This window comes from Pseudomonas sp. NFACC04-2, assembly GCF_900119265.1.
In the GTDB taxonomy this organism is placed as follows: domain Bacteria; phylum Pseudomonadota; class Gammaproteobacteria; order Pseudomonadales; family Pseudomonadaceae; genus Aquipseudomonas; species Aquipseudomonas fluorescens_AA.
The window spans coordinates 1-14,526 of record NZ_FPJC01000044.1; the positions used below are offsets into that span (position 1 = coordinate 1).

Annotated in this window: 2 protein-coding genes; both read right to left on the reverse strand. The window is 65.3% G+C overall.

Annotated elements, in window-relative coordinates; translation table 11 throughout:
- A partial coding sequence (locus BT125_RS28020) for a non-ribosomal peptide synthetase (protein ID WP_072412393.1) occupies positions 1-10,559 on the reverse strand: 10,559 nt, incomplete at its 3' end.
- Between the two features lie 4 nt (positions 10,560-10,563).
- Positions 10,564-14,526, reverse strand: a 3,963-nt coding sequence (locus BT125_RS28025; protein WP_139271824.1) for a non-ribosomal peptide synthetase, incomplete at its 5' end; no start/stop codon positions are given.

Genomic DNA, 14,526 nt, shown 5'->3' on the forward strand with positions numbered 1-14,526 from the left:
CCACGGATCTTCACCTGGAAATCGTTGCGGCCCAGGTATTCCAGCGTGCCATCGGCCAGCCATCGACCGAGGTCGCCGGTCTTGTACAAGCGTGCGTTCGGTTCGGTGCTGAACGGGTCGGCGATGAATCGCTCGGCGCTCAGCTCCGGCCGGTTCAGGTAACCCCTGGCCACGCCGGTGCCGCCGATGTGCAGCTCACCGGCCACGCCCAGTGGCGTCGGTTGGCCGTGGGTGTCAAGCACGTGCACCTGGACGTTGGCAATCGGCCGGCCAATGCTCGGACGCTCGCCCAGGTCACGGATCAGGTCGATGGTGGCGTCCACCGTGCATTCGGTCGGGCCGTACATGTTGTAGAAGCGAATGCTCGGGCAGTTGCGCAGTTTCTCCCAAGTCGCGGCATTGATGGCCTCGCCACCGAGCAGCACGCTGACGGGTTGGTAGCTTTGGCGTTCCAGCAGGCCGGCGGCGAGCAGGGTGTCGAGTTGCGACGGCGTGGAATCGAAGGCGTGCACCTGGTGCTGTTCGAGGAAGTCCAGCAACTCGTGGCCGCTGGCGCGGATCAGTTGCGGGATGATCACCAGCCGATGGCCGGAGAACAGCTGGGAGATGCCCTTGATCGACATGTCGAAGAAGAACCCGGCATTCAGGGCCACGGTGGCCGGGGTTGGGCAATGCTGGTGGGTGGTGCGGGTCAGCACCTGCCAGAAGTTGAACACCGAGCGGTGCTCGACCATCACGCCCTTGGACTGGCCGGTGGAGCCGGAGGTGTAGATCACATAGGCCAGGTGCTCGGCCGTAAGGCCCGATACCTGCGGGTTCACATCGAACGTCGCATCGTCTGCTGCTTGCAGCGAACCGCTTGTGTCGAGCAAGAACACCGGTAGATCCCCGGACGGCAGGGTAAGGGCCGCTTGGGTCAGCAAAGCCCGAGGCTGACTGTCCTGGAGCATGAACGCCATGCGCTCGGCGGGATGGGCCGGGTCGATGGGTACGTAGGCGGCACCGGCCTTGAGCACGCCGAGCAGGCCGACGATCATGTCCAGGCTGCGTTCGGCACAGATCGCCACGCGCTGATCAGGTTCGACACCGAGTTCGAGCAACTGCCGAGCCAGGTGGTTGGCGCGACGGTTGAGCTGGCGGTAGGTCAGTTGTTGCTGTTCGCAGACCAGGGCCACGGCGTCGGGGTTGGCCTGGACCTGGGCTTCGAACAGGTGCTGGATCGGTTGCGCCGTGCCGAAATCCGTGGCGGTGTGGTTGAAGTCCGCCAGCAGCAATTGCCGCTCGGTTTCAGGGAGCACGTCCAGATCGCTGGCGAGGCGTTCGGGAGCCTGTTCAAGGGCTTCGACCAGCGCGGCGACGGCTTGGGCGAGGTAGGCGGCGATGCGTTGCGGGTCGATGCCGGTGATGGATTGGGCAGTCAGGGAGAAGCCACTGCCCACATTCGCCACGGCAATTTCAATGGGGTAGTTGGTGCGGGTTTCGGAGGCGATGAAGTGCATGCCTTCGTGGCTGCCCATGTCTGCGACGTTTTCCCCGGACGCGTTCACCAGATCGCCATGGCGGCAGTTGAGGATCACGGTGAACAGTGGCAGCGACGTATCCACGGCACTGCAACGCTGGGCCAGGGCCAGGGACGCCTGTTCGTGGGTCAGTAGCTCACTGAGCTGCTGGTAGGCGTCGCGGACAATGTCGCTGACGGTGTTCTGCTGCAAGCGAATGCGCATCGGCAAGGTGTTGATGAACATGCCCAGTGCGTGGTCGGCACCGGCGGTGCCTTGGGAACGCCCCGACAACACCGTGCCGAAAATCCCGTCGTCGCGCCCGCTGGTGGCCGCGACGACCAGGCCCCAGGCCGCATGGAACAGCACGGATGTCGGGACCCCTTGAGTGCGTGCGGTTCGATACACCTGGGCGCTGAGATCGTCGCTCAAGTGTTTCACCGCACGCTTGATCCCCGCACCGTTGCCCCGTACATCGAGCACACCATAAGGCGCGGTGGTGGCATCCACATCGGCCAGCAAGTGACGGAAGTAGGCTTCGTGGTCGGCCTGGGGCACGCTGGCGGCCCGGGCGATGAAGTTACGGTACGGTTGGGACGGTGGCAGGCTCTCGGCCTGGCCGGCCATCACGGCCTGGATCTCCAGCATGATCAGGCGCAGGGTCACGTTATCGCTGATCAGGTGATGGTCGAGCAACGCCAGCAGCCATTGTGCCCGGGGTTCGTCGTAGACGACGTACGCTGCGATCAACGGGGCCCGTTGCAGGTCCAGGCGCAGATGATGCGTGTCCGTATGGTCTCTGAGCATCTGCAAGGCGTCTTCGCCAGGCAAGCAGTCCAAGGTCATGACGGGCAGTTGCGCCTGGCGATGAACGACCTGCACCGGCTGCGACAAGCCTTGCCAGCGCAACGCGGTACGCAGGATGTCGTGGCGGTCGATCACCACCTGTACGGCGGCCAGGAAGTCGTCGAGCACCTGGCGACGATCGAACGTCACCACGGTACGCATCAGGTAGGCGTCGCCTTCGGCCTGCAACAAGTGGTGGAACAGGATGCCCTCCTGCAACGATGACAGGGGGTAGATGTCTTGCACATTGCCGGCGCCACCGGGGACGTCGGCGACGATTTGCTCGATTTCCTGTTGGCTCAGGGTCACCAGCGGCAACATCTGTGGGACGATCGCCGGGCAATCGGCGGGGATCAGGTTCGCGGGGACCACCTGTTGGGTGGTGCTGCCACCGGCGAGGACCGCCGCCATGGCCTTGAGTGTCGGCGCAGAGAAGACCGTGCGCACATCCAGTTGCAGACCCGCCTGACGCAGGTGCTCGATCAGGCTGATGACCAGGAACGAGTGGCCGCCGAGTTCGAAAAAGTGATCCTGACGGCCTACTCGTTCAACGCCGAGTAACGTCTGCCAGGCGCTGGCCAGGGTCATTTCGATTTCCCCCAGCGGTGCTTCGTAGTGCTGGCTCGCGGTGGCAGACAAGTCCGGTGCCGGCAGGGCTGCGCGGTCGAGCTTACCGTTGGTGGTCAATGGCCAGGCCTCCAGGGTCACGAAAGCACTGGGCACCATATGTTCGGCCAGTACGCCGGCCAGCTGGCTGCGCAAGGCCGAGGACTCCAGGGCAGCCCCTTCATGGGCGATCAGGTAGGCCACCAGGCGTTTGTCGCCGGGACGGTCTTCACGCACGATCACCAGTGCCTCGCGGACTTCGGCGCAATCGAGCAGGTGCGCTTCGATTTCCCCCAGCTCGATACGGAAGCCGCGGATCTTGATCTGTGAGTCGTTGCGGCCCACGTAGACCACGCCGCCATCGGCGCGGTAGCGAGCGATGTCGCCGGTACGATACAACCTTGCGCCGGGCTCCACGGCGAATGGATCGGGGATGAACCGTTCGGCATTCAGCACCTCGCGATTGAGGTAATGCCGGGCCACACCGGCACCGCCGATGTAGATCTCGCCATTGACCCCCACCGGCACCGGTTGCCGGTACTCGTCGAGAATACGCAGGCACAGGTCCGGCAGTGGCGGACCGATCAGGCTTGGTGCGCCGGTGTCGATTTCCATCTGGCTGATTGGGTAGTAAGTGGCGTGCACGGTGATTTCGGTGATCCCGTACATGTTCACCAGACGGGTACGCGCCAATGCTGTGCGTGCGGTCCAGGGGCGCAGGCTGCGGAAATCCAGCGCTTCGCCGCCGAAGATCACTTCGCGCAGGGTGTGCTCCTGGTCGCTGCGCTCACGGGCCTCGATGAACTGGCGGAAGGCGCTCGGCGTCTGGTTCAGGATCGTGACGCGCTGCTGGCAGACCAGGGCATAGAAATCATCGGGGGAACGGGCCACGTCGCTCGGCACGATCACCAGCTTGCCGCCGTAACTCAACGCGCCCCAGATTTCCCAGACCGAGAAGTCAAAGGCAAAGGAGTGGAACAGCGTCCACACGTCGTTGTGGTCGAAGTCGAACAACCCGGCGGTGGCGTCGAACAGCCGTGCGACATTGCCATGTTCCACCAGCACGCCCTTGGGCAGCCCGGTGGACCCCGAGGTGTAGATGACGTAGGCCAGGTGCCGCGGCGTCAGGCCCAGCGCCCTGGCTTCAAGGTTGTGGTCCAGGGACACGTCTGTCAGGTCGTCTGTGGCGACGTAATCCTTGAGGTGCACCACCGGCACGGCATGCTCGGGCAGCACGGCGAGGCAGTCAGGCTGGGCCAGCAAGGCCACCGGGGTGCTGTCGTCGAGCAGGTAGCCGAGGCGTTCGCTGGGGTAGGCCGGATCCAGTGGCACGTAGGCGGCACCGGCCTTGAGCACGGCCAGCACCGCGCAGACCATTTCCACCCCGCGGCGGGCCAGGATCGCTACCCGGTCATCGGGGCGCACGCCTTGGGCGAGCAGTTCACGGGCGATGCGGTTGGCGCGGCGGTTGAGTGCCCGATAGCTCAGCTCGTGTTCGCCCAGGACCAGGGCGGTGGCGTGGGGCTGCGCGGCGGCGACCTGTTCGAAGCGCTGATGAATCAGCAGTTGCGCCGCGAACACGGCTTTGGGCGGCAGCGTCGCCGGTGAGGCCTGGCGCTGTGCCGGGGTGAGCAACGGCAGGGCGAGCACCGGCTGTGCGGGATCCTCGATCATGGCTTCCAGCAGGGTCTGGAAGTGCTGGGCGAAGCGTTCCACGGTGCGATGGTCGAACAGGTCGCTGGCGTATTCGATCACGCCGCCCAGCGTGCCGCCGTCATCGTCCAGTGTCAGCATCAGGTCGAACTGCGAGGTTTCATGGGCCTGGGCCACGGGGACCAGGGTCAGGCCGGGCAGGCTCAGTTCAACGCCGCCAGGAGTATTATTGAGCGACAGCGCGACCTGGCACAGCGGGTTGTGGCTCAGGGAACGCGGTGGCTGCAAGGCCTCGATGACTTGCTCGAAAGGAATATCCTGATGTTCGTGGGCCGCCAGGGTGGTGTGTTTGATCTGCTCCAGCAACTGCGCCACGCTCGGGTTTTGCCCAAGGTCTACCCGCAGGGCCAAGGTGTTGACGAAGAAGCCGATCAGGTTTTCGGTTTCGGTACGGCCACGGTTGGCCGTCGGTACGCCGATCACGACGTCCGGTTCGTTGCCCAGGCGTGCCATGAGGACCGACCAGGCACTGAGCAACGCCATGAACAGGGTGACGTTGTGTGCCTGGCAAAAACGTTCCAGGCGTTCGCGCAACTGCGCAGCGATGTTCACCCTGACGTCGCCACCCCGGTAGCTTTGTACCGCCGGGCGCGGGCGATCGGTGGGCAAGGACAACAGCGCCGGCGCGCCGCCAAGCTGTTCACGCCAGAAGTCGGCCTGGTCGCTCAAGCGCTCGCTGTCGAGGACCTGGCGCTGCCAGGCGGCGTAATCGGCATATTGAACCGACAGCGCGGGCAGGGGATCGGCCTGGTGTTGACTGAAGGCCCGATAAAGAGTGGCGAACTCCTTGACCAGGACACCCACCGACCAACCGTCGGAGATGATGTGATGCTGGGTGATGAGCAGAATGTGTTCGTCGTCGGCCAGGCGCAACAGCCGCCCACGAATCAGCGGTCCCTGGCGCAGATCGAACGGCGCCGCGGCCTCGCTGTCGGCGATGCGAGAGGCACTGATGCTGGCTTGCTCATAAGGCAGGCTGCGCAAATCCTGCTCGGCCAAGGCAAAGCCGCAGTCTGCCGGGGCAATGATCTGCACCGGTTGTTCGCCATGACGATCGAAGGTGGTCCGCAGGCTTTCGTGACGTGCTACCAAGCGGTCGAGGACAGCTTTGAGCACGGCGTGGTCGAGATCGCCGCGCAGCAGCAAGGATGCGGGCATGTGGTAAGCGGTGCTGGCGTTTGCATCGAGTTGGTCGAGAAACCACAGGCGTTGCTGGGAAAAGGACAGCGCCAACGGTGCATTGCGGTCGGCGATGCCGATGGTCTCGGTGCTGACGGTTGGCAGGTCGCCGACGACCCGCGCCAGTTCCTCCACGGTGGGATGACTGAACAGTTCGCGCAGCATGAGTTCGCCGCCCAACTGTTGCCGCACCCGGGAAACCAGTTGCGCGGCCAGCAGCGAGTGCCCGCCCAATTCAAAGAAGCTGTCACTGCGTCCCACGCGTTCCAGACCCAGCAACGCCCGGAAAATCTGCGCCAGGGCCACTTCGACGGCACCTTCGGGCGCGGCATAACTGCGCGCGGACATGGCGTCCAGGTCCGGTGCCGGCAGTGCGTCTTGGTCCAGCTTGCCGTTGGCGGTGAGCGGGTAGGCCTGCAGACTGACAAAGGCACTCGGAACCATGTAGTCGGGCAGGGTCGCTCCCAACTGCTTGCGCAATGCCGCCACTTGCAGCACCGCGCCCGTCTCAGGGATCAGGTAGGCGATCAGGCGCTTGCCCTGGCTCGCGTCCTCGCGGGCCAATACCCGCGCTTCACGCACGCCGTCACAGGCCAGCAGCTTGGCTTCGATCTCCCCCAGTTCGATGCGGAAGCCGCGAATCTTCACTTGGGCGTCGATCCGGCCCAGGTGAACGATTTCACCATTGTCCAGCAGCTTGCCCAGGTCGCCGGAGCGATACAGACGCTCGCCGGGCCGGAACGGGTCGGTAATGAAACGTTCGGCGCTCAAGGCCGGACGGTTCAGGTAGCCACGGCCCACACCCAGCCCGCCGACGCAGATTTCACCGGCCACACCCACTGGTAGCAGCCGTTGACGGGCGTCGAGCACGTAGGCCACGGTGGTTGGAATCGGCCGCCCGACATTGGAGACGCCGGCGGCGATGTCCGCCGCGCCAATGGCCTTGTAGGTCACGTGCACGCAGGTTTCGGTGATGCCGTACATGTTCACCAGCGCCACATGCCCGAAGGCACGGTGGAAGGCGTCGAGCTTGCCCAGTTCCAGGCTTTCCCCGCCGAAAATCACATAGCGCAAATGTTCCAGGCTCACCTGCGGCGTCGCCAGGGCCGCAGCGCTCAGTTGCAGGAACGCCGACGGCGTCTGGTTCAGCACCGTCACCTGTTCGCTTTCAAGGAAACCCAGCAGTTCCACCGGATCGCGGCGTAGGGCTTCGGGCACCAGGCTCAGGCGCGCGCCGTAGAGCAGGGCGCCGAAGATTTCCCAGACCGAGAAATCGAAAGCATTGGAGTGGAACAGCGACCAGACATCGTCGGCACTGAACTGGAAGTCCAGTCGATTGTTGTGCAGCAGGCGCACGACGTTGCGGTGTTCGAGCAACGCACCTTTGGGTTCTCCGGTGGAGCCCGAGGTGTAAATTACGTAGCAGAGGTGGTCCGCCGCACTCAAGTTGGGCAGGTTGGCGGCGCTGACGCCGCTGTCCGTGGCGGCATCGAAGACTTCGATGCCGAGGGCCTGCAACGCCGGACTCATGTCCTGGCGGGCGATGGCCTTGCGGGCGCCGCTGTCGCGCAGCACATAGGCGATGCGCTCCTGGGGCGAACTTGGATCGATGGGCACGTAGGCACCGCCGGCCTTGAGTACCGCCAGGGTGGCGACGATCATCTGTACCGAGCGATCCAGGGCGATGGCCACCAGCTCCTGGGGCTGCACGCCGGCCGCGCGCAGGCGATGGGCAAGGCGGTTGGCCTGTTCGTTGAGCTGTCGATAGCTCAGGCGCTCCAGGCCCAGATTGACCGCGATGCGGTCCGGGTACTGACGCACCTGTTCTTCGAAGATCTGATGCAGGGTCAGGGTTTCGGGCCAGGCCGCTTCGCTGTCGTTGAAGTCGAGGATCTGTCGTTGGCGTTCGGCGGCATCCAGCAGTGGGACGTCGTCGACCCGCTGCTGCGAATCCTCGACAAAAGCTTCCAGCAGGCGCACGTAATGGCGCATCAGCTGCTGGATGAATTCGGCGTCGAAGAATTCCGCGTTGTACGCCAGGTGTCCGGCCCAGTGTGACTCATCGGCCGTGATCAGCAGGTGCAGGTCGTTCTTGCCATAACCCAGGTTGGTTTCCAGCGTATTGACCGCCAGGCCCGCCACCAGCGTGTCGTGGTCGGTGGTGCGCTGGAAATTGAAGAGCACGTCGAACAGCGCGGTGCGGCTCATGTCCTTGGCCGGGTTGAGGGCCAGCACCAATTGGTCGAACTGCATGTGCCGGTGGCGCAGGCCCTGGGTCAGGTTGTTGGCGGTCTGTTCCCAAAGCTGTTGCAAAGTGGTGTCGCTGTCGCACAGGCCACGCATGACCAGCAGATTGTCCAGCGGCCCGACGACGTCCCGCAGGGCCGGTTCACGGCAGGCGGCCGTGGTGCCGATCACCAGTTCATCGTGGCCGGCGTAGCGGCGCAACAGCGCGGTGAATGCGCTCAGGGCCAGGCTGTCGCTGCTCACGCCGACTTCCCGGGCCAGCGCTTCCAGGCGTCGCGTCAGGGCCGGTTCGAGGGTGAAACCGTGGGTGGCTTCGGCAAATACATGCACCGCCGCCCGAGGTCGATTCAGGGGCAGCTCCAAGGCTTGCAGTTTGCCGCGCAGTTGATAGGCCCAATAGGCCCGCAGGTTTTCCAGCACGCTGGCCGGCAGGTTGCGTTGCCAGGCGGCAAAGTCGCCATAGCCCAGTGGCAAGGCCGGCAGGTCGGCGTTGCGGTCGGCGCAGGCGGCTTCGTAGAGGGCCAGCAGGTCGCGCTTGAGCAACTGCATGGCGCTGCGATCGGCCAGCAGATGGTGAACGGCGATGGCCAGGATCCCATGCTGATTGCTTGCCCGTACCAGGCTGGCACGTACCAGGCTGCCGCCGTCCATGTTCAACGGGCGACGGGTCGCGGCCAGCGCCTGGCCCGGCAAGTCGTCGGGGTTGCCCTGGATCACTTCGAGCGTCAGGCTGGCCGGGCCGTCGAAGTGCTGCCAGGCCCGGCTACCGTCGCTCAATACCCGGCAGCGCAGGATGTCGTGGCGGGCCAGCAAGCCGTCGAGGGCGGTTTGCAGGGCCGGTTGATTGATCTCGCCGGTCAACTCCAGCAGTAACGCAATGTTGTGATAGACCGGATTGGCGTCGTACAGGTAGCCGGTTTCGAAGGTATCGACGAACCAGAGCCGCTCCTGGTGATAGGACAGCGGTGTCTGGCCTGGCCCGGGTACTTGGGCGGTGACCTCGGGCAAGGCTTGGGGCGGGTCCAGTTCCAGGGCTCCGATGCGGGTGTCGGGGGCATCGGTAAAGCAGTGCAACAGGCGCTCGAAGCGCGCGGCGAGGCGTTCGATGGTGGCGGCGTCGAACAGCGCGGTGGAATACGACAGGCTGCAGGACAGGCTCGGGCCGCCTTCGTCGATGTGCAGGGACAGGTCGTGCTGGGTGTTGTCCTTGCGCGAGGGCAGGAACTCCAGGTTCAGCCCCGGCAACTGCAACTGGCCCCCGGCACCGGCGGCATTGGTGTAGAGCATGGTCTGGAACACGGGGCTGTAGCTGGCGCTGCGCGCAGGCTTGAGGGCCTCGACCACCAGTTCGAATGGGGTGTCCTGCTGGGTGGAGGATTCCAGCATCAATTGCTTGACCTGCTGCAGTACCTGGTCAAGGGTCGGGTTGGCTTCCAGGCGCACACGCAGGGCCAGGGTGTTGACGAAGAACCCGATCAGCGCCTGTACGTCGTGGCGGTCGCGGTTGGCGGCGACGGTGCCGATCACCAGGTCCTGTTGACCGCTGATGCGGGCCAGCAAGACCGCCCAGGCAGCCATCAGGGTCATGAACGGCGTCGCGGCGCGGGACTGGGCGAACTGGACGATGGCGGCGGACAACGAGGCTGGCAGGTCGAAGCCCAGTGTTTCGCCGCGGTAGCTCTGGACCGCCGGGCGCGCGCGGTCGGTCGGCAATGAAAGCAGCGCCGGGGCACCGGCCAGGTGGGCGCGCCAGAATTCCACTTGGCGCTCCAGGCGCTCGCCTTCCAGGTGCTGGCGCTGCCAGGCCGCGTAGTCGGCGTACTGCCGGGTCAGCGGCGGCAGCGGGTCGGGCTGCCCGGCGCTGAATGCCTGATACAAACTCGCGAATTCCTTGACCAGGATGCCAATGGACCAGCCGTCGGAGATGATGTGGTGCTGGGTGATCAGCAGCCGGTGCTCATCGTCGGCCAGGCGGAGCAGGGTGCCGCGGATCAGCGGCCCGTGCAGCAGGTCGAACGGCGCCGCGGCGGCGTTTTCGCTCAGGTGCGCGGCCTCGGTTGCGGCCTGGTCCCGGGGCAGGTGCCGCAAGTCATGGGTCACAAGGCTGAAGCCGCAATCGGCCGGGGCGATGACTTGCACCGGCTGTTCGCCCTCGCGGCGGAAAGTGGTGCGCAGGCTTTCATGCCGCGCCACCAGGCGATCGAGGGCGGCCGTGAGGGCCGCCTGGTCGAGGGCACCTTGCAGCAACAACGAGGCGGGTATGTGGTAGGCGGCGCTGGCGGTCGGGTCCAACTGGTCGAGAAACCACAGCCGCTGCTGGGCGAACGACAGCGCCAGCGGCGCGGCGCGGTCGACGCAGGCCATGTCGTCGGCAACGGTTTCGATGACGCGCGTCGCACCACGTTGCTTGAGCAGTCGCAGCAGTGCGGCACGTTTCAACTGGTCGAGACTATCGTTATGTTCGTTCAATTTATTAAGCATCCTTGGAGACGATAGCGAGCAGTTCGCTTTCAGACAGCGAAGCCATTTGTTGTTGCAGGTCGAGCAATTCATCCGACTCGTACTGCGCCAGTTGCAGGGTGTTGATCAGGTCGGCCAGGGCCAGCAGCGAGGGGTGTTCGAACACCCCCCTGAGCGGCACCTCGACGCCGAAGATTTCCCGCGCCCGGAGCGTGACTTGCACCGCCAGCAGCGAGTGACCGCCGAGTTCGAAGAAGTCGTCGTGCCGACCGATGCGTTCCAGGCCCAGCAAGTCGGCCCAGAGCTGTGCCAGTAGCGTCTCGGTTTCACCGTTGGGCGCTTCGTATTGGCGGCGGGTAAAGTCTTCGTCGCCGGGCGCGGGCAGGGCACGCCGGTCCAGCTTGCCATTGGGGCTCAACGGCAACCGCTCGACCACCACGAACGCCGCCGGGACCATGTAGTCCGGCAACTGCGAAGTCAGGTAAGGCCGTAGCGTGCTGCTGGCATTACGGCCAGCCAGGTGCGGCTCGACGCTGAGGTAAGCCACCAGGCGCGTCGCCCCCGGGGTGTCTTCGCGAGCGATGACCGCGGCCTCGCGGACCCCCGGCAGGGTCAGCATCAGCGCCTCGATTTCACCGGGCTCGATACGGAAACCGCGGATCTTGACCTGCTGGTCGTTACGCCCGAGGAATTCGACCACCCCATCGGCGCGCAGGCGCACCAGGTCGCCGGTGCGGTACATCCGTGGCTCGTCGCCCGGGGCGAACGGGTCGCTGAGGAAGTGTTCGGCGTTCAGTGCCGCCCGGTCCAGGTAGCCGCGGGCAACCCCCGCGCCGCCCACATACAGTTCGCCCGGCACGCCAAGCGGTACCGGCTGGCGCTGCTCATCGAGCACGTACAGGCGGCTGTTGGGAATCGCCCGCCCGATGGGCACCGTGCCCAGGTCCGCAGCGGTGCAGCGATGCACCGTGGTCCAGACCGTGGCTTCGGTGGGGCCGTACTCGTTGTACAAAGCGATCGCCGGTTCCAGCCTGGTACATTCCTGCACCAACTGCGCGGGACAGGCTTCGCCGGCGACGATCATCTCTTGCAGGCTGCCATGCCCGTTGCCGCTGGCAAGGCTTGCCAGCACCAGGCGGCCCAGGGACGGCACACACAGCAGCGAGGTGACGGTCTGTTCGCCAATGAAGCGGGCGATGGCCTCGGGGTCGCGGGCGGTTTCGGCATCCGGGATGCACAAGGTGCCGCCACTGACCAGCGTGCCGAAGATCCCGGCCACGGAACTGTCGAAGGCAATCGACGACAAGAGCAGGAAGCGCTTGCCGGTCGCCGGTCCATACACCGTGCCCCGGGCCAGCGTCGAGGTCACCAGGTTGCGGTGCTCGATCATCACGCCCTTGGGCCTGCCGGTGGAGCCGGAGGTGTAGATCACATAGGCCAGGTGCTCGGGCGTCAGGCCGACGCTATCGGGTTGAGGATCGCGGCTGTTCGACGGTGTGGCCAGCGCCCGCTCGATGGCCAGGTAGCGAGTGCCTTCCTGCAATGTACCTACGGCCGCGCGACCGACCGGGTCGGCCAGCAACAGGCGCGGCCTGGCGTCCTCGATAATCGAGGCCAGGCGCTCGGTGGGGTAAGTCGGGTCCAGCGGCACGTAGGCCCCCCCGGCCTTCAGGATGCCCAACAGGCCACTGATCATCGCCACGCCGCGTTCGACGCAGATGGCCACCAGATCCCCCGGCAAGACTCCAGCCGCGATCAACTGTTGGGCGAGGCCGTTGGCCTGGGCATTGAGCTCGGCATAACTGAGGGAATGGCGGCCGTCGAGGGATGCACAAGCATTTGGCGTGCGGCGAACCTGTTCTTCGAACAACTGTTGAATGCACAGGCCAGTTGGGTAATCCACCTCGGTCTGGTTAAAGGTTTCCAGCAGCAGGGTGCGCTCCTGGGCAGGCAGCACGTCCAGCTGCGTGAGTGGGATCCGAGGCGTGTACATCAAGGCCTGGGCCAGTTGCTCCAGCGCCCGTTGCATCAGGGCACAGATGCGCTGCGGGTCCACTGCTTGCACGCTTTGCACGGTCAGGCCCAGGGAGTCGCCGTAGTCGTTGACCGACAGGGTCAGCGGGTAATTGGTTCGCTCGGCGCTGTCCAGGATGCGCATGCCGGGCCATTGCAGCTGGCTGTCGTCGCGTTGGTGCCGATAGTTGAGCAAGGTGGTGAACAGCGGCAAGGCACTGGGCACGCCACTGCAACGTTGCGCCAGGGCCAGGGAGGCCTGTTCGTGAGTCAGCAGTTCGACCAGGTCGCGGTGAGTGGCCAGTACCTGTTCGTGGGCACCGGCGGTCAGTGGCACGCGCACTGGCAGCGTGTTGATGAACACGCCCAAGGCCCGTTCAGCGCCGGCCGAGCCTTGCAGGCGACCGGCGACCACGGTCCCGAACACCACATCGTCGCGGCCAGTGCAGCGGGCCAGCACCTGTGCCCAGGCGACATGGAACAGCGTCGCCGGGGTGATGCCCCGCTCCCGGGCCTGGGCCCGCAGACGCAGGTTGAGCTCGACGCTCAACGTCACACTGGCTTCCTCGATGTGACGGCCGTCGCCTTGTACCTCCAGCAGATCGAAGGGCGCGGTGGGTGCATCCACATCGGCCAGGCGGCGGCTGAAATAGGCTTCGGGGACGTCGGCGGGGACGGCCTGGGCCTGGGCAATGAAGTCACGATAGGGTTGCGGTGCCGCCAGGCGTTCGCCTTGGTCATGGAGGATCGCGTGGATTTCTTCCAGAACGATTTCCAAGGTCACGTGGTCGCTGGCCATGTGGTGGTTGAGCAGCGCCAGCATCCAGCGCTCGGAATGCGGATCCTGGGCGATGCAGGCACGCATCAGCGGCGCCTGGCGCAGGTCCAGTCGCAGTTGCCGTGGATCGCTCAGGGCTTCGAGCTGGCTGAGCGGGTCCTTGTTACCGTCGAGGGAAACACTGTGCACCGGCAAGCGCGCCTGGCGCTGTACGACCTGCACCGGTTGAGGCAAACCGTCCCAATGTACGCAGGTGCGCAGGATGTCGTGGCGATCGATCACCTGCTGCAAGGCGGCAGTGAAGGCATCGAGGCGCTGGCGGTTGTCGAACTGCAGCATCGAGCGCACCAGGTAAGCGTCGCCTTCGTGCCCCAGCAGGTGATGGAACAGGATGCCCTGTTGCAGCGGTGCCAGAGGGTAGATGTCCTGGATGTTCGCGGCACCGCCAGGTACGGCGCCGACGATACGTTCGAGTTGGTCCGCAGTCAGCTCCACCAGCGGCAACATGTCCGGGGTCAGGGCCGTGCACGCGGGCGGGATGCGGTTGGCCGGTGCCTGGAACGCCGGTTGAGGGGCGTTCGTCAGGGCTTGGGCGAGTTCGGCCAGGGACGTGCTGCTGAAGATCGCCCGGACATCCGCGTGCAAGCCTTGTTCGCGTAGGCGTTCGATCAGGCTGACCGCCATCAGCGAATGGCCGCCCAGCTCGAAGAAGCCGTCATGACGGCCGATGCGCTCGACACCCAGCAAGGCTTGCCAGATTCCGGCAATGATCAGTTCGATGCGTCCCTGGGGCGCTTCGAAGGCCCGGCTGGCGTAGGCGTCCTGATCCGGTTCGGGCAGGGCGCGACGGTCGAGCTTGCCATTGGGCGTGAGCGGCAAGGTGTCGAGCACGACGAAGGCGCTAGGCACCATGTGCTCGGGCAGGCGCTTGAGCAGTTCGGCGCGCAATTGCCCGGCGGCGGCCGGCCCGCCACACAGGTAGGCAACCAGACGCTGGCCAGACGAGTGCTCGCGAGCGATGACGGCGGCTTCGCGCACACCCGCCAGTGCGGCGAGGGCGGCTTCGATTTCCCCCAGTTCGACCCGCAGGCCACGGATCTTCACCTGATCGTCATTGCGCCCCAGGTACTGCAAGGTGCCGTCAGGCAGCCAGCGGCCGAGGTCGCCGGTCTTGTACAGGCGCGC